This is a genomic window from uncultured Desulfovibrio sp. (assembly GCF_944324935.1).
GTDB lineage: Bacteria > Desulfobacterota > Desulfovibrionia > Desulfovibrionales > Desulfovibrionaceae > Desulfovibrio.
Genome location: NZ_CALUYG010000008.1, coordinates 13231 through 29858, shown reverse-complemented (window position 1 = coordinate 29858; position 16628 = coordinate 13231). Strand labels below are relative to the sequence as shown.

12 protein-coding genes, 1 tRNA gene and 1 pseudogene are annotated in these 16628 nt (G+C 65.4%); 10 read left to right on the top strand and 4 right to left on the bottom strand.

Annotated features, from left to right (window positions below):
• Positions 1-245 precede the first annotated feature (245 nt).
• Positions 246-1631, top strand: coding sequence for a cytochrome c peroxidase (locus Q0J54_RS03245; protein ID WP_296303947.1), 1386 nt, complete (start codon positions 246-248; stop codon positions 1629-1631).
• A 169-nt stretch (positions 1632-1800) separates the two neighbouring features.
• On the opposite strand, the gene Q0J54_RS03240 is transcribed toward Q0J54_RS03245, so the two are convergent.
• The 4 genes and pseudogenes from Q0J54_RS03240 to Q0J54_RS03225 all read right to left on the bottom strand — a co-directional run bounded on the left by Q0J54_RS03240 (position 1801) and on the right by Q0J54_RS03225 (position 6867).
• Positions 1801-2832, bottom strand: coding sequence for a chemotaxis protein (locus Q0J54_RS03240; protein ID WP_296303946.1), 1032 nt, complete (start codon positions 2830-2832; stop codon positions 1801-1803).
• Between the two features lie 172 nt (positions 2833-3004).
• Positions 3005-3847: pseudogene (gene ispH / locus Q0J54_RS03235) on the bottom strand (4-hydroxy-3-methylbut-2-enyl diphosphate reductase); the annotation flags it as partial.
• A 225-nt stretch (positions 3848-4072) separates the two neighbouring features.
• A complete protein-coding gene (locus tag Q0J54_RS03230) occupies positions 4073-5080 on the bottom strand; it encodes a tRNA-dihydrouridine synthase family protein (RefSeq protein WP_296303945.1) in 1008 nt (335 codons plus the stop codon).
• Positions 5077-6867 carry a SulP family inorganic anion transporter gene (locus Q0J54_RS03225; protein WP_367172228.1) on the bottom strand — a complete coding sequence of 597 codons (1791 nt, stop codon included), beginning with the start codon at positions 6865-6867 and terminating at the stop codon, positions 5077-5079. Before Q0J54_RS03225 ends, Q0J54_RS03230 begins: the two co-directional genes overlap by 4 nt.
• Before the next feature lie 361 nt (positions 6868-7228).
• On the opposite strand from Q0J54_RS03225, the gene Q0J54_RS03220 reads away from it, so the two are divergent.
• The 9 genes from Q0J54_RS03220 to pheT all read left to right on the top strand — a co-directional run bounded on the left by Q0J54_RS03220 (position 7229) and on the right by pheT (position 16584).
• The gene (locus Q0J54_RS03220) at positions 7229-8350 is read left to right on the top strand and encodes a transglycosylase SLT domain-containing protein (protein WP_296303944.1); all 1122 of its coding nucleotides are present in this window, start codon (positions 7229-7231) and stop codon (positions 8348-8350) included.
• Positions 8351-8887: 537 nt separating this feature from the next.
• A tRNA-Val gene (locus Q0J54_RS03215) sits at positions 8888-8964 on the top strand.
• A 155-nt stretch (positions 8965-9119) separates the two neighbouring features.
• Complete coding sequence (gene thrS / locus Q0J54_RS03210) at positions 9120-11075, top strand: threonine--tRNA ligase (protein ID WP_296303943.1); 1956 nt, start codon at positions 9120-9122, stop codon at positions 11073-11075.
• A gap of 1 nt (position 11076) precedes the next feature.
• Entirely contained in the window at positions 11077-11607 is a 531-nt protein-coding gene (gene infC, locus Q0J54_RS03205) for a translation initiation factor IF-3 (RefSeq protein WP_296303941.1), read from the top strand.
• 102 nt (positions 11608-11709) lie between these two features.
• A complete protein-coding gene (gene rpmI, locus Q0J54_RS03200; RefSeq protein WP_296303940.1) occupies positions 11710-11907 on the top strand; it encodes a 50S ribosomal protein L35 in 198 nt (65 codons plus the stop codon).
• 198 nt (positions 11908-12105) lie between these two features.
• A complete protein-coding gene (gene rplT, locus Q0J54_RS03195; protein WP_296303939.1) occupies positions 12106-12459 on the top strand; it encodes a 50S ribosomal protein L20 in 354 nt (117 codons plus the stop codon).
• A gap of 277 nt (positions 12460-12736) precedes the next feature.
• The gene (gene pheS, locus Q0J54_RS03190) at positions 12737-13771 is read left to right on the top strand and encodes a phenylalanine--tRNA ligase subunit alpha (protein ID WP_296303938.1); all 1035 of its coding nucleotides are present in this window, start codon (positions 12737-12739) and stop codon (positions 13769-13771) included.
• Between the two features lie 9 nt (positions 13772-13780).
• Positions 13781-14134 (top strand): translation initiation factor IF-2, encoded by a 354-nt coding sequence (locus Q0J54_RS03185; RefSeq protein ID WP_296303937.1) that lies wholly within the window; start codon positions 13781-13783, stop codon positions 14132-14134.
• Positions 14135-14166: 32 nt separating this feature from the next.
• Positions 14167-16584: a phenylalanine--tRNA ligase subunit beta gene (gene pheT / locus Q0J54_RS03180; protein ID WP_296303936.1), complete on the top strand. Its 2418-nt coding sequence runs from the start codon at positions 14167-14169 to the stop codon at positions 16582-16584.
• Positions 16585-16628: the final 44 nt, after the last annotated feature.

Here is a 16628-nt window from a genome sequence, read left to right as displayed (position 1 = left end):
TCCATACAGGCCGGTGAAGCAAGCCGCGTTCATTCGGGTGCTGGAACGGGAAATTTGTTTCTTTGTTCACAAATTGCTTGCTAATGATACCTTTTATTACTAAAAAACCAGGTCGTCAGTGATGACGTTGCCCTTACGGCGTAAACAACCGTTGGCGTTCCAGCCGGCAAAAGCGGTTTTGGCCGGCAAGACGGTAGCGGGCAAAAGCGGGAGGACGCCCCGCCTGCCCATACATGGAGGTTGGGATGAAGGATTGGAAGCGCGTGTTCCTGTGTTCCGTGACGGCGGCCGCGGCGTTGACCGCCACGGCCGTGCAAACGGCGTCCGCAGCGGACATCAAACCCCCCATGGCCAAGTTCAGCATGGTTTCCGATGTGGTCATGGAAAAATGCATGGCGTGTCACAGCCGCAATTTTGATCTGCCCTTTTATACCAGGATCCCGGGCATCCGGCAGATCATCGAGCAGGACTACCGGGACGGGCTGCGGGCCATGGATCTGAACGCGGAGCTGGTGGAGAACGACGCGGACAAGCCCGTCGGGGAAACGACGCTGGCCAAGATGGAATGGGTCATCAACAACAATACCATGCCGCCGGCCAAGTTCACCGTCGTCCACTGGAGCAGCCGTCTGACCGCGGAGGAAAAGAAGCTGATCCGCGACTGGGTGCGCACCACCAGGGCCGAGTTCTACGCCACCGGCACGGCGGCCCCGCGGCATGCCAACGAGCCCGTGCAGCCCATTCCGCAGTCTCTGCCCGTCAACGCCGCCAAGGTGGCGCTGGGGGAAAAGCTCTTCAACGACAAGCGCCTTTCGGCCGATGACACGCTGGCCTGTTCCGGCTGCCATGTCTACGACAAGGCCGGGACGGACAATTCCCGTTTTTCCGAAGGCATCCGCAAGCAGTTCGGGGACATCAACGCCCCGACCGTCTTCAATGCGGCCTTCAACCGCTGGCAGTTCTGGGACGGCCGTGCGGCCGACCTGCAGGAGCAGGCCGGCGGCCCGCCCATGAATCCCATTGAGATGGGCTCCAAAAACTGGGAGGAGATCATCGCCAAGCTGGAACAGGACGAAGCCCTCAGCACCGAGTTCCGGGCCGTTTATGCCGACGGCTGGAGCGGCGAGAACATCACTGACGCTATTGCCGAATACGAAAAGACCCTCATCACGCCCAACAGCCGCTTCGACAAGTGGCTCATGGGGGATGAAAGCGCCCTGAGCAAGGACGAAGTGAAGGGATATGAGCTCTTCAAGCTCTACCGCTGCGCGAGCTGCCATGTGGGCAAGGGCCTGGGCGGACAGTCCTTTGAGTACATGGACCTCAAGGCGGATTACTTTGCCGATCGCGGCAATCCGCTGGGTTCGGACAAGGGCCGCATCGGCGCCACCAAGAAGGAAGAGGACCTGCACCGTTTCAAGGTGCCCAACCTCCGCAATATCGAGCTGACCGCGCCGTACATGCATGACGGCACGGTGACCACGCTGGATGACAGCGTCGCCATCATGGGCAAGTACCTTTCCGGCATCCCGGTGTCGGACGCCGACCGTCAGCTTATCGTGGCTTTCCTGCGGACGCTCACCGGCGAATACCAGGGCAAGCCGCTGACCGGCAAGGCCGTGGAACGCTAGTCCGGCATCTTGCGTATCGTCGTCGGGCGGGAGGGGCACGGGCTGCCTCTCCCGCCTTCGCATTTGCGGGCGACAGGTGACGGACTCCGGCCCGCCCCGTATCCGCCCGACGAAAAAGCCGCCCTGCGCGATGAGCGGAGGGCGGCCGACTGGCGGATGTCGGGAGGGCCTAGCTGCCGGCGGCCAGCTTTTCGGCCCGCGCGGCTTCCCGCGCCTGGATGAGCGCGGCGGCCCGCTTGGCCAGCTGGGTCACTTCCGGCTTGGATATCTGGCCGTCCGCACCGACGCTCTCGCCCTTGTGGCGCAGCTTGTCGGTGATGAGCGAGGAGAAGAGCAGCACGGGAAGCTCCTTGAGCACAGGATCTTCCTTGATGCGCAGCGTCAGGTTGAGGCCGTCCATGACGGGCATCTCGATATCTGAGACGACCACCTGCACGAAATCGGTGATGGGGCGGTTTTCTTCTTCGGTAAGGCGTTTGAAGTTCATAAGCCGTTCCCAGGCTTCGCGACCGTTGGTGGTGACTTCCACGGTGAAGCCGGCCTTTTCCAGAAGGTCGCGCTGCATCTCGCGGACCAGGGCCGAGTCGTCGGCCACAAGGGCACGGTAGCCGCGCGTCGCGTCCCAGTTGGCGCCCAGGTCGTCCAGACGCAGGCCGAGCTGAGGATTAAGGTTGGCCACGACCTTTTCCAGATCCAGCAGGAAGACGATGCGGCCCTCCAGCTTAACCACGCCGATGATGGTGTTGCTGGAGACGGCGGCCACATACTTGTTCGGCGGCTCGACCTCTTCCCAGCTGATGCGGTGGATGCGGTTGACCCCGGAGACCATGAAGGCCGTGGTGACGTTGTTGAACTCCGTCACGATGGTCTTGGGTTCCTCCGTCGTCTGGGCGTGCTGTTTTTCCAGCCACATGGCCAGGTCCACAAGGGGGATGATGCGGGAACGGAGGTTGAACGCCCCCAGCACGCTGGGGTGCTGCACTTCGGGCAGTTCCGTGACCTTGGGCATGCGGATGATCTCCAGCACCTTGGCCACATTGACGCCATAATAGCCACGGTAGGTACACGTCTCGTCAGGGTTCTCCGTCGTGGTCTGGCCTTCGGCGGCATCGCCGCCGGCCGGCGCCAGTTCGTCAAGATAAAACTCGACGACTTCAAGTTCGTTGGTTCCCGCCTCAAGCAGAATATTGGTCTGAGCCATGCTGCCTCCATAAGATACGCCTGCGCGCAGTGCGGAAGATACGCCCGCGGCCGCTGCCGGGACAGGGTGCGTCCGGCCTGCGGCGACCAGGGCGATCGTTCCGCCCGGCCTTGCGCGCTGCCCCGCCGGGGGGCGGCCGTCGGACGGATGGCGCGCCGCCCCTTGTCAAGGGGAGCGCCTCCAGCCACGATTGCGCCGCGTCAATAAGCTTTTTCGGCGTAGATGCGCCCGCCGTTAGGCCAACGCACATTTTTTTTGAGAAATTCTCCGGCCTGAGCTCCGAGGCTTCCTCGATGTGGAAGGTCGTCTTGCCGCACTGGGCGGCCAGATCGGCCAGGCGGCGCGTATTGCCGCTCTGCCTGCCGCCGACGACCACCATGATGTCCGCTTTTCGGGCGATCTCCAGGGCTTCTTCCTGCCGTTCCCGCGTGGCGTCGCAGATGGTGGAGAGCACCGCAAGCCGGGCAAGCCGGGCGCGCAGGTCCTGTTCGATGGCGGCAAAGGCGCCCCGGTCCTGCGTGGTCTGGGAGGCGAGGACATAGTCGCCGTCAGGGGCAAGGGGCAGGCCGGCCAGCTCTTCCCGGCTGCCGAAGACATGGGCGAGGCCGTGCGCATAGGACAGCAGGCCCCGCACTTCGGGGTGTTCTGCCTCGCCGAAGAGCAGGAGCGTGGCGCCGTTTTCCGTGGCCCGGCGGATGGCGAGCTGGGCTTTTTTCACCTTGGGGCAGGTGGCGTCCTCCACCTGGGCGCCCGAGGCCCGCACGGCCTCCTCCACCTGCCGGGTGATGCCGTGCGCGCGGATGAGCACGCAGTCGCCGGGGTCGAGCTCCTCAGGCGAGGAGGCGCAGAACACGCCCCGCGCCTCGTAGTCGGCCAGCACCTGCGGGTTGTGGATGATGGGGCCGAGCGTGCAGATGCGTCGGCCGCGGGAATGTTCGATGGCGGAGTCCAGTTTTTGCAGGGCGAGGCTCACGCCCATGCAGAATCCGGCCGTTTTGGCGCGGAGGATTTCCATGATGTCTCCTTGACGGGGGCAGTGCGGCACACCACAGGGGCCGGAAAAACGTGAAGGGGGCGCGCCGGAAAATCATCGTCACGTTCCTGCCGGAGGCCGTGCGGACGGCGCTGTCCCAAAGCGGCAGGCGGTCGGACGGGGACGGCGAGGGCGCGGATGTCCCGGCGCGGTAAGGCTGTTATATAGTCCGCATGGCGAAAGAGTTCAACCGGAGGCCGGCGGCGGTCAGCCCGGGAGGAATTCCTCAAGGATGTCCTGCAGGGCGGTCCAGCTCGTGCAGCGGCACAAGGCCTGCCGCAGGGCGCGCGCGCCGGGCAGATGCTTGACGTAGCGCGGTACGACGCTGCGCATCTTCCAGAGCACGGCCGCATCGTCGCAATGACGGCGGGCCAGGGCGATGTGCCTGTCGATGATGGCGCGCAGACGCCGCGGCGTGGCGGGAGGGGCCGGCTCTCCCCGCTGGAGGGCCCGGTGCGCGGCGAAGATGGCGGGGTCGTGCAGCGCGCCGCGTGCGTACATGACGCCGCTCGCCCCGGTTGCCGCCTGGACGCGCAGGCCGTCTTCCGCGCTGAAAAGATCGCCGCTGGCCAGCAGGGGGATGGAAAGCTGGGGCGCAAGGGCGGCCAGCGCCTCGTGGCGGGCTTCGCCGCCGAAGCTCTGCCGGGCCGTGCGCGGATGCAGGGTCAGCCAGCCGGCCCCGGCGTCCTGGAGCCGCAGGGCCAGGTCCCGCCAGACCGGACGGCCGTCATCCAGCCCCAGCCGCAGTTTGAAGCCCACATGGCCCGGCCCGGCGGCGGCGATCATGGCCCGGGCGACGGCAAGGGCGTTTTCCACATCCCCGAGCATGGCCGCTCCGGCCTTCTGCTTGAGGACCTTGGGCACGGAACAGCCCATGTTCAGATCGAACCAGCCGTACCCGGCCTCGCGCAGCAGGCTCACGGCCTGCTCCAGGAAGGCGGCCTCGGCGCCGAAAAGCTGCACCACCAGCGGCTGATCCTCCGGCAGCGTCCGCAGCAGGTCGGCCGTGCCCGGGCTGTGATAGACAAGCCCCTTGGCGCTGACCATCTCCGTCACGCAGACCGCCGCCCCGTATTCGCGGCAGAGCAGGCGGAAGGGCAGGTCGCTGTAGCCTGCCAGCGGCGCGAGCCAGGGCGCGTCGGGGCCGAAGACCGGGGGATGCTCCGCGGCGGCGGACGGACAGGGCGGCAGGGGGCGGGCGGGATGGCGGCTCATTTGGTCCTGCTCTTGTGATGCTGATGGGGATGGTGGACGTGGCGGCTCTGCTTGCGTTTGGAGGGCGGCAGCTTGGGCAGATGCAGGCGCTCGTCGCTTTGCAGGCGGTGATAGGTGTGGAAGCCGAGCTTCAGCCCGTCGGCAAAGGTCGGCGCCACGAAGCCCTTGCCCAGATAGCTCAGCAGGCCGGTCCGCTTGAGGATGTCATGGACGCTGCGGCTGCCGACGACCAGGATGACCGGGATATGTCGTTGATGGCAGCGCTCCACGAACTGCTCCAGCGAGTGCGTGCCCGCGGCATCCAGCCAGAAGACGCGGGCCAGGTGCAGCACGATGACCCGCACCGGCGTATCCGTTTCATCATAGATGCGTCGTTCCAGTTCGTTGATGGCCCCGAAGAAGAGCGTCCCCTCGATGACGTAGACGGCGATCTCGTCCGGCAGCGGTTCCGGCGCGTGCTGCATCATGGGGTCATGGCGGCTGAGCCGGAAGACGCGCGGATGCGCCAGCTTGAAGATGAACAGGATGAGCGAGAGCAGCACGCCCAGCAGGATGGCCTGTTCCAGCGCCAGCAGCAGGGTGGCCGCAAAGGTGACGAGCAGGACGGTTCGGTCGATGCGCGTGGCCTGGAAGCAGAGCCGCAGGCCCGGCACGTCCACCATCCGCACGCAGACGGTCAGCAGCACGCTGCCCAGGGCGGAGAGCGGCAGCCAGCTCATAAAGGGCGCGATAAGCCAGAGCATGGGCAGGGCCAGCAGGCCGGACAGCACCGTGGCCATGCGCGTACGCGCGCCGGAGGTCACCACAAGCGCGCTGCGGCTGAAGGAGCCGCACCCCACGATGCTGGACGTGCAGGCCGCCGCCATATTGCCGAGCCCCTGCCCGATGAGCTCCTGGCTGCCGTCGAAACGGTCGCCCTTGAGGCTGGCCAGCTGCTTGCCCGTGGAAAGGGAGGTGACCGCCCCCATGAGCGCCAGGGCCAGGGCCGGCATGAAAAGATCGCGGTAGACGGTGACATCCAGCGGCAGACGCGAGATGGGGGGGATGACCGAGGGGATGGCCCCCACCAGGGCGACCCCCCTGCCGCCCGCATCAATAAGGTAGGAAAAGATGCCCGCCCCCACCAGCGCCAGCAGCGTGGCGGGCAGACGGCGGGAGATGCGGCGGCAGAGTTCCACCAGCACGATGCTCAGGACGGCGATGCCCACGCACCAGACGTTTGTCTCGCCTATATGCTGGATGGCCGACCAGACTTGCAGGAAAAAGCCGCTCGAATGACTGTCCGGCAGGCCGAGCACGGTCTCGATCTGGCTGGAGGCGATGAGCAGGGCCGTCCCCGTGGCAAAGGCCTGCATGACGGACTGGGAGATGAAGTTGGCCAGATCGCCCAGCCGGGCCAGCCCCATGGCCACCTGGATCATGCCGCACAGCAGCGTGATGGTGAAGACGCAGGTCATCTGATAGGAGGGCGGCAGCCCCGCGATGGCCACGCCGCCCACCGTGGCCGAACCAATGGTGGAGAGCAGCACGATGGACGTGGCGTTGGTGGGCCCGGCGGCAAGGAAGCGGCAGGAGCCCCACAGCGCCGCCACCACCACCGGCAGCATACAGGCGTAGATGCCGTATTGCGGGTGCACGCCGGCCATGAGCGCGTAGGCCATGGCCTGCGGCACGGCCACGGGCGTAACTGTCAGCGCCGCCACCAGATCGGCGCGAAAATCGGCTGACTGATACTGTTTCAGCTCTTTCCAGAAAGGAAGCAGGGTATCGAGATATTTCATGGTCATGCCCGGAGCACCATGCTCCCGAAAAGGGGAAAGGGGAGGGCGTTCGGCCCCCTGAGCCCTCCTGCCGCGCGGTGGTCTTTTGCCGCTCCGGCAGCTTGTGCCAAAAGGGACATACGCAAAAGCCGAAGGAATCTCAAGGGGCGGACGGCAGAAAAAAACGATACTGCTCTGGACCATACCCGGGCTGCCCGTGCGGGTCAACGGGGGGATGGGCGCACGGCGGACAAAATTTTGACGGCGTCCCGGCATGAGACGGGATGACCATTTCAATCCGCCGGAATCAAAGGGCATTGTCTTTGTGGCAAAAACATTGCATAATCCATTTGTGCCGAAAGATTCCCTCCGGCAAGGATGTTCGCCCATGACCCGCCGAATCACCCTCCTCCTGGCAACCTGCATGCTCCTGGGGATCCTGGGGCTGGTGCCGCTGCTGGCCGGCTTCGTCCCCCAGTACTGGGGAGCGGAGATGCGCGGCCTCGTCAATCCCCAGGTCATCAGCCTGCGCCCCGAGGACAGGCCCCGGCCCATCGTGGCGCAGGGAGCCGGCGGACGCGTCTGGGCCGTGCGCCGGCCTGTGGACGCGGCGCTGGTCGCGTCGCCGGACGACATGCCGTCGTCCTCCCGGCGGGAAGATGTGGTGCGTTTCGACAAGGACGGCGTCAGGCTGGCGCTTTCCGGCCGGGCCTTTTTCTTTGACGGCAATGCCGCCACGACGCTCGCGCCGCTGCTGGCGCTGGACGGTTCCGGCATGCCCCTGCTCTATGGCGTGCAGCCGGATTTTTACGGCGATATGCTGGACAATCAGGGACGTCCTCTGCGCTGGCAGGCTTCCGGGGCTTTCCTGCACGGTTACCAGCCGGTCAATGTGGAAGCGCTGGCCGAGCTGCACCGGCGGCCCGCGCCCGTGGCGCCCGTCCTGTCCCTGCCCCGCTATGATGCGGGGACGCTCCAGGCCCATGCCGGCTCCTACAAGGAGCTGGTGGAGAACTTCTCCCGCCGTTACGGGCTCAATACGGCCCTTGTGTACGCCATCATCCATAGCGAGAGCACCTTCCGGCCCACGCTGGTCAGCCGCAGCTCGGCCATGGGGCTCATGCAGCTTCTGCCCAGCACCGCCAGCGACGAGGTGCATCGTTTCCTGTACGGGACGCGCGGCAACGTGGGCTTTGACGAGCTGGCCGTCCCGGAGATCAACATCCGCTACGGCACGGCGTATCTGCACATCCTTATGACCAGGTATTTTCAGGATGTGCGGGATCCCGTGGCTCGCGAATACTGCGCTGTGGCCGCCTACAACATGGGGCCCAACCGCTTCCTCCGGTACTGGGGTCCCACCAATGCCGAGGCCGTGGCCCGCATCAACAGCCTGGACGTGAAGGAGCTCTACCGCACGCTGACCGTGGATCTGCCCGTGCGGGAGACGCGCTTCTATGTGGCCAAGGTGCAGCATCTGAAGACGCAGTTCGCGGGCGTGCTGCCATAGGGCCTGAGCCTCTGGCCGGGATTTCGTGCGCTTGCCCATGCGGGGAGCATCTTCGTAACCCCCTCTCCAGCATCACGCTGTCTCCCCGACCTGCCCGCCCGCGGCGGAAGGCCGGCGGGCTCGTCAAGGTCGACGGCCAGGGGGCGGGGAGCGGCCCGCGCTGCGCGGAAAGGCCCATATCCTTACCCTGATCCCATGCCGGAAACGCTGGGCGGGCGGGACGCCTTGCCGAGACCATGTGTTCCTGTCCCGTGCCGCTCTGCGGGGCGCGGCCGGCGAGCTGCCGTTGGGATGCATCTGCCGCCCCTGAGAGCATTTTCTGGTGGGAGCGCTTGGCTTTCCCACCATACGGGCTGTCGTGTCGCGGGAAAGTGCTGTCATTCCGCTTGCTTTTGGCCGGACGGCGCTGTGTCGCCGCGTCGCGGCTTGCCTTTCCCGGGGGGCAGACACTCCGCGAGGGGACGATATTTTTTGCGGAAGGAGAAAAAAGGCTTGACCTTTTGCCGGCCGACGTATAGAAGAACTCTTGCCTCATGTAGGAGCGTAGCTCAGGTGGCTAGAGCGCTTCCTTGACACGGAAGAGGTCAGCAGTTCAAGTCTGCTCGTTCCTACCAGTGATGATTCGGGGAATGTCCCCTTAACGGCGAAGGGCTGCATGCCCGCCACTATAGCCGCCAAGCGGTATTTCTGAGAGTGATGGGGAGGTGTTTCGCCTCCCCATTTCTTTTTTGCGTCGTCGCCGTGCGGCGAAGCGATAAGGAGTTTTTGCATGAGCATCCTCGTGGAAGGGCAGGCCGTGGAGGCCGCCGCCGGTGCAGTCGTTTCCGATGTGTTGCAGCAGGCCCTGAGCGGCAAGAAGTTCAAGTCGCTGGTGGCCGCCCGCGCCGTCTGCCCTGAAGAGCAGGGCGGCGCGCAGCTTGTGGATCTGAGCGCCCCCGTGCCGGCGGGCTGCACCGAGCTTGTGCCCGTGCCGGCCGATTCCCCCGAAGGTCTGGCCATCGTGCGACATTCCACGGCGCACGTCATGGCGGCGGCGGTCAAGAAGCTGTTCCCGTCGGCCAGGGTGACCATCGGTCCGGCCATCGATACTGGCTTCTACTACGATTTCAGCGTGGAGAAGCCCTTTTCCAGCGATGATTTCGAAGCCATCGAAGCGGAGATGCAGAAACTAGCGGCCGCTCGTCTGCCCTTCACCAGCCGCCGGGTGAGCAAGGCCGAGGCCGTGGAGCTTTTCCGCGGCATGGGCGAGGATTTCAAGGTGGAGATCATCGAGGGCATCGACGGCGATACGGTGACGCTCTACACCTGCGGCGACTTCTGCGATCTCTGTCGCGGCCCGCACGTGCCGCACACCGGCTTCGCCGCGGCGTCCAAGTTGCTTTCCGTGGCCGGGGCCTACTGGCGCGGGGATGAGAAGAACCCCATGCTCTCCCGCCTGTACGGCACGGCCTTTGCCGATGAGAAGGCCCTCAAGGCCTATCTCCAGCAGCTGGAGGAGGCCAAGCGCCGCGACCATCGCAAGCTGGGCCGGGAACTGGGCTTTTTCACCTTCCATGAGGATGTGGCCCCCGGCATGGTGTTCTGGCTGCCCAAGGGGATGCTGCTGCGCACCATCCTCGAGGACTTCTGGCGGCGCGAGCACCTCAAGCGCGGCTACGACATGGTGCAGGGCCCGCAGCTGCTGCGCGTGGAGACCTGGCAGCGTTCCGGCCACTATGACCACTACCGGCAGAACATGTATTTCACCCAGATCGAGGACGACGCCTACGGCATCAAACCCATGAACTGCATCTCGCACATGCTCATCTTCAAGAATGAGCTGCGCAGCTACCGGGACATGCCGCAGCGTTACTTCGAGCTGGGCGTGGTGCACCGCCACGAAAAGAGCGGCGTGCTGCACGGCCTTTTGCGCGTGCGCCAGTTCACGCAGGACGACGCGCACATCCTCTGCACCCCGGAACAGCTGGAAGGGGAGATCCTCGAGGTCATCCATCTGATCCGCGACCTCATGAACCTCTTCAACTTCCAGTTCAAGGTGGCAATCTCCACCCGGCCCGAAGACAGCATCGGCACGGACGAAGCCTGGGAACTTGCCACCAATGCCCTAATCCAGGCCGTGCAGAAAGCCGATATGCCGTATGAAATCAACGAAGGAGACGGGGCCTTCTACGGGCCGAAGATCGATGTGCGCCTGCTGGACTGCATCGGTCGCGAATGGCAGTGCTCCACCATCCAGGTGGACTTCACCCTGCCGGAGCGCTTCGACCTCACCTATGTGGGGCAGGATGGCGAGCGGCATCGTCCGGTCATGGTGCATCGCGCCATCATGGGCTCGCTGGAACGCTTCATCGGCGTGCTCATCGAGCAGTACGCCGGGGCCATGCCCACCTGGCTCGCGCCGGAACAGGCCCGCATCCTCACGGTGACCGAAGCCGGGGATGAGGCCGCGCGCAAGGCGCTGGAAGAGCTCAAGGCGCAGGGCATCCGTGCCACGGCGGACCTGCGCAACGAGAAGCTTGGCTTCAAGGTGCGCGAGGCGCAGGTGGCCAAGGTCCCGTATATTCTTGTCATTGGTGAGAAGGAGGCGCAGGCCGGCGGCGTCAACGTGCGCCTGCGCAGTGGGGAAAACGTGGGGCTCAAGTCCGTGCCGGAGGTCGCCGCCATGATCCGCGCGGATGGGGAAGAGCCTTTCAAGCGAGGAGGGATGCGCTATAGCTTCGCCTAACATGAGACCGCGGCGCGATGTCGCACAGGACGGCGTGCGCCGCAATGAGATGATCCGTGCGAGAGAGGTACGAGTCATCGGAGCCGACGGGGAACAGCTGGGGATCCTGCAACGCAACGAGGCCATCAGCCTTGCCAAGGAAGCGGGCCTTGATCTTGTGGAAGTGGCCTCCACGTCGGAGCCGCCTGTCTGTCGTATCATGGACTACGGCAAGTTCAAGTACGAACAGCAGAAGAAGAAGCAGGAAGCCAAGAAGCGGCAGTCCGTGGTGCAGATCAAGGAGATCAAGGTGCGTCCCAAGACGGACGACCATGATTACGAGACCAAGGTGCGCCATATCCGCCGCTTCCTCGAAGATGGCGACCGCTGCAAGGTGACGGTATTTTTCCGTGGTCGAGAAATCGTCCACAAGGATCGCGGCCTGAGCATTCTTGAGCGTGTGGTGCAGGACCTGGCCGATGTGGCCAAGGTGGATCAGGAGCCCCGCGCCGAGGGACGCACGCTGCAGATGCTGCTTGTGCCCAAGAAGTAGCGCGGAAAATGCGCTTGCATACGGCCGCTTTTTAGGGCACTATGCTTTCCCGTCCATCCGCGTTGAGGACGGGCGGTACGATTATTGTGCAAGGAGTACATCATGCCTAAGATCAAGACCCGGCGCGCCGCCGCCAAGCGTTTCCAGCTGACCGGCAGCGGCAAGTTCAAGCGCCGCCGCCAGAATCTGCGTCATATCCTGACGAAGAAGGCCCCCGGCCGCAAAATGCGTCTGGGCCAGTCCGCCATTGTGGACAAGACCAACGAAAAGGCCGTGCGCCGCATGCTGCCCAACGGCTAGGCCGCGGGCAGGGCGCGGGCTTCCCCGTCCCGGACGGGACGCAACCCGCGCATGACGGGCCTCGGGCCGGCGGCCGGCAGGAGCCGCGACGTGTGACGTTCGATCCTGCCAGTGTGTACAGCACGAAACGGCAACATATTTTTTATCTCCCCGGCGGGCATCACCTCCGCCTTGTCCGGGTGAAAGGAGGAAACACCCATGCGTGTGAAGAGAGGTCTTGCCGCCCATCGTCGGCACAAGAAATACCTGAGCGCAGCCAAGGGCTTCCGCGGCGGTCGCAGCCGTCTCTATCGTACCGCCCGCGAGGCTGTGGAGCGCGCGCTCCAATATTCCTTCATCGGCCGCAAGCACCGCAAGCGCGATTTCCGCACGCTGTGGATCCTGCGCATCAATGCGGGCGCGCGCCTCAACGGGCTGTCCTACAGCCGTCTGATGCACGGTCTGGACAAGGCCGGCATCGCCCTGAACCGTAAGGTTCTGGCTGACCTTGCCGTCTACCACAAGGACGATTTCGCCAAGGTGGTGGAGCTGGCCAAGGGTGCGCTGAACTAGGCGACGTCGTACGGATTGCTGTGTGACGCGGCACGCTCCGGCAACAGGCCCGGCCTGTGATCGGCGTGCCGCGTATGTTTTTTTGCGGCGCTCTGGAGTGTTTTGCCTTTGAAAAAAGGCGGAATGCGAGGCGGCAGCACAGCGCCGGCCGGAACCAAGCGGAAAAACCTCGTTTTTTCCGCGAAACGCCAGGCCGTATGGTTTGAAGCGCAAGGCGTTTCAGACGGAAAATGCTCGAGAGCGCCCAAGGCCGCATGGCGGCATGGGAAAGAACTGCATGGATCTGATTAGCGCATTGGAAGCTCTGGCCCCGGAGCTGGAAAACGGTCTGGCCGAGGCTCATACTCTGGAAGCACTGGAAAGTCTGCGGGTCGATTTTCTGGGACGCAAGGGGCGGCTGGCCCATATTATGAGCGCCCTGCCGCAACTGGAGCCCGCACAGCGCCCGGCAGTGGGCCAAAAGGCCAATGCCGTCAAGGAAAGCCTGACCGCCCTCCTGGAGGCGCGCAAAACGGCCCTGGAGCAGGCCCTCGAGGCCGAAGCCCTGCGTCGCTTCGACGCCTCCCTGCCCGGCCGGCTGCCCTGGCGCGGCTCGCTGCACCCCATCACGCTGGTGACGCAGGAGATCTGCGATGTGCTGCGCGCCCTGGGCTTCGACGTGGCCTCGGGCCCGGAAGTGGAGAACGACTTCTACAATTTCGAGTCCCTCAACATGCCGCCGGAGCATCCGGCCCGCGACATGCAGGATACGCTTTACGTCAGCGACAAGGTGGTCATGCGCACGCATACCTCGCCGGTGCAGGTGCGTACCATGCTGGCCCGCAAGCCTCCGCTGGCCGTCATCTGCCCGGGCAAGGTCTATCGCCGGGACTCCGACCTCACGCATACCCCCATGTTCCATCAGATCGAAGGGCTCATGGTGGGCGACGGCATCAGCATGGCCCATCTGCGCGGCATCCTCACGGCTTTCGTGCGCGAGATCTTCGGCGGTTCCACCCAGGTGCGCTTCCGCCCCAGCTTCTTCCCCTTCACCGAGCCTTCGGCGGAAGTGGACATCTCCTGCTGCATCTGCGGCGGCGCGGGGCATGTGAACGGCGAGCCCTGCCGCGTCTGCAAAACCACGGGCTGGGTGGAGATCCTCGGTTGCGGCATGGTCGATCCGGCCGTCTTCGAGGCGGTGGGCTATGCCCCCGAGGTGAGCGGCTTCGCCTTCGGCCTGGGGGTGGAGCGCGTCGCCATGCTCAAGTACGGCATCGGCGATCTGCGCATGTTCTTCGAAAACGATGTCCGGTTCCTCGGGCAGTTCGCCTAGGTGGCCGCGATGTCTCGCCGTTTGCGCCGTCTTCTGCCCAGCGTCCTGCTCGTCGCCTGTCTTCTGCCGGCAGGCACGGCGGCGGCCGGTTCGGTCTACAGCCCACGGCATTCCGGTCTGGAGCCTCCGGGCGGGCCGCGAGCCACGCAGTCCCTGCCGGGCGGGCGCTCCGCCGGCAGAACTGACGACGGCGGCATGGGCTATACGGATGCCTACGGCCGGCGGCTGGAAAACACGACGCCGGAACGCAAGGTCCGCAACCGGCCCGGCCCGGGCGCGTATGGCGGCTACGGCCGGCAGGAGGAGGCCGTGCGCCCCCTGCCCGAGGTGGAAGATCAGAAACCCGCCTGGAATTTCAACTGATAATCGGCCATGCGGCCAGTGAGATGTGACGTATGCTGCTTTCCCTGTCTTGGTTGCGTGAATTTGTCCCCTACGAAGGTACGGCGCAGGAGCTTGGCGACCGCCTGACCATGCTGGGGCTGGAACTGGAAGAGATCGTCCGCCCCTACGACGACATTGCCTCCATCGTGGTAGGCCATGTGGTGGAGTGCGCCGACCACCCTGGATCGGACCATCTGCATATCTGCAAGGTGGACGCCGGACAGGGAGAGCTGCTGGACATCGTCTGCGGCGCGCCCAACGTGGCCGCCGGCCAGAAAGTCCCCGTGGCGCTGGTGGGGACCACCATGCCGGGCGGGCTGGTCATCAAGAAGGCCAAGCTGCGCGGCGCGCCGAGCTGCGGCATGATCTGCTCCGAGCGCGAGCTGGGGCTCACCGACGATCATTCCGGCATCATGGTGCTGCCGGAGACGGCCGTGCCCGGCACGCTGCTGGTGGATACGCTCGAGCTGGACCGCGAAGTGCTGGACATCTCCATCACGCCCAACCGCGCGGACTGCCTGTCCGTCATCGGCCTTGCCCGGGAGACGGCGCAGGCCTTCGGCCTACCGTTCAGCATCCCCGAACGGCAGTGCGTAGAGGACGGCCCTGCCGTGGAGCTGCCCCCCATCGACATCCGGGATCCCGACCTCTGCTGGCTCTACACGGGACGCGTCATCACCGGCAGCAGCATCGCCCCCTCGCCCATGCGCATCCGCCATCGCCTGCACGCCGTGGGCGTCCGTCCCATCTCCAACATCGTGGACGTGACCAACTATATCCTCATGGAATGCGGGCAGCCCCTGCATTCCTTCGACCTTGACAAGCTCGAGGGCGGGCGCATCATCGTGTCCCGCGCCGCCGACGGCGAGAAGTTCGTGACCCTGGACGGGCAGGAACGCACGCTGGACGCGCGCGACCTCTGCATCCGCGATGCCGGGCGCGCCGTGGGTCTTGCCGGCGTCATGGGCGGCCTCAATACGGAGATCGACGAGAACAGCCGCAACGTCTTTCTGGAGAGCGCGGTGTTCCGTCCCGGGACCATCCGCAAGACCTCACGCCGTCTGGGCCTCTCTTCCGAGGCGTCCTATCGTTTCGAACGCGGCATTGACCAGCAGCGCACCCGCTGGGCGCTGGACCGGGCCTGCGCCATGATGGCCGAACTGGCCGGCGGCAAGGTCTGCCCCGGCGTGGCCGTGGCCGAGCCGCGTCCCTTCGCGCCGGTGCTCATGGACTTCCGCCCCGCGCGCGCCAATGCCCTGCTGGGCGTGGAGCTGGGCGCGGACTTCTGCGAGCGTGTGCTGAGCGGGCTTGGCTGCGAGATCCGCCACAAGGGCGAGAGCTGGCGGGTGGCCCAGCCGAGCTGGCGGCCCGACCTCACCCGTGAGGCCGACCTCATCGAAGAGGTGGGGCGCATGCACGGACTGGATACCATCGCGCCGGTACTGCCGCCCATCGCGCGGGATCTGGCGCGCGCGGGCGAACCGGAATCGCGTTTTGCCTTCTGGTCGCGCATCAAGCGCTGGGGGGCCGGCCTCGGCCTCAACGAGGCCATCAACTACAGCTTCGTGGGGCACAAGGATCTCGATCATCTGGGCCTGCCCCAGGAAGGCCGCATCGCCATTATGAACCCGCTCTCCGCCGAACAGGACGCCCTGCGTACCTGGCTCGCCCCCGGCCTGCTCAACAGCTTGCGCAACAATCTTGCCCAGGGCGCGGCCGGCCTGCGCCTGTTTGAGCTGGCGCACGTCTTCCATGCGCGCCCGCTGGAGGACGCCCACGACACCGGCGCCACGGAGACCGGCAAGATCGGCATCCTGCTCTACGGGGCGCGCTATGACAGCGCCTGGCCGCAGCCCGAGGGCGATATGGAGTATACCGACCTCAAGGGCGTGGTGGAGCATCTGCTGGGCTTCCTGCACCTTTCCGGCGCCCGGTACCGGCAGGCGGACGACCATCCCTTCCTCCTGCCCTGCGTGGAGCTGATGCTCCCCGACGGCGCGGGCGAAGTACAGGCGGGCGTGCTGGGCCGTGTGCGCCAGGACATGGCCGACGCCTTCCATGCCCGCAAGGCCATCTGGCTGGCGGAACTGGATCTGGAGGTGCTGCGCAGGCTGCACGACGCCACGCGCGTGCGCTTCCGTGCGCTGCCGGTCTATCCGCCGGTGCGGCGGGACATCACGGTCATGGCCGCGCCGCAGGTGCAGGTAGCCCAGATCATGGAGCATGTGCGCGGCCTGCGTCTGCCCCTGCTGGAAGACGAAGACATGGTGTTGCAGGACTGCTTCGAGCCCGCGGGCGGCGACGAACGCAACCTGACCTTCCGCCTCACCTTCCGCCACGCGGAGCGCACCCTCAAGGATGCCGAAGTGGACAAGGAGCGGGAAAAGGTGGCACAGTCCCTCGTGAAGCACCTCGGCGTGCGCGTATAACAACCATCCCGACGGTCGCGCCCTGGCGCGCGGCCGTCGCAAAC

What these genes read in the sequence shown, in the direction of transcription:
- Q0J54_RS03245 (WP_296303947.1), top strand. Translation starts at nt 246, where the DNA reads ATGAAGGATTGGAAGCGCGTGTTCCTGTGTTCCGTGACGGCGGCCGCG.
- Q0J54_RS03240 (WP_296303946.1), bottom strand. Translation starts at nt 2,832, where the DNA reads ATGGCTCAGACCAATATTCTGCTTGAGGCGGGAACCAACGAACTTGAA.
- Q0J54_RS03230 (WP_296303945.1), bottom strand. Translation starts at nt 5,080, where the DNA reads ATGAGCCGCCATCCCGCCCGCCCCCTGCCGCCCTGTCCGTCCGCCGCC.
- Q0J54_RS03225 (WP_367172228.1), bottom strand. Translation starts at nt 6,867, where the DNA reads ATGACCATGAAATATCTCGATACCCTGCTTCCTTTCTGGAAAGAGCTG.
- Q0J54_RS03220 (WP_296303944.1), top strand. Translation starts at nt 7,229, where the DNA reads ATGACCCGCCGAATCACCCTCCTCCTGGCAACCTGCATGCTCCTGGGG.
- thrS (WP_296303943.1), top strand. Translation starts at nt 9,120, where the DNA reads ATGAGCATCCTCGTGGAAGGGCAGGCCGTGGAGGCCGCCGCCGGTGCA.
- infC (WP_296303941.1), top strand. Translation starts at nt 11,077, where the DNA reads ATGAGACCGCGGCGCGATGTCGCACAGGACGGCGTGCGCCGCAATGAG.
- rpmI (WP_296303940.1), top strand. Translation starts at nt 11,710, where the DNA reads ATGCCTAAGATCAAGACCCGGCGCGCCGCCGCCAAGCGTTTCCAGCTG.
- rplT (WP_296303939.1), top strand. Translation starts at nt 12,106, where the DNA reads ATGCGTGTGAAGAGAGGTCTTGCCGCCCATCGTCGGCACAAGAAATAC.
- pheS (WP_296303938.1), top strand. Translation starts at nt 12,737, where the DNA reads ATGGATCTGATTAGCGCATTGGAAGCTCTGGCCCCGGAGCTGGAAAAC.
- Q0J54_RS03185 (WP_296303937.1), top strand. Translation starts at nt 13,781, where the DNA reads ATGTCTCGCCGTTTGCGCCGTCTTCTGCCCAGCGTCCTGCTCGTCGCC.
- pheT (WP_296303936.1), top strand. Translation starts at nt 14,167, where the DNA reads ATGCTGCTTTCCCTGTCTTGGTTGCGTGAATTTGTCCCCTACGAAGGT.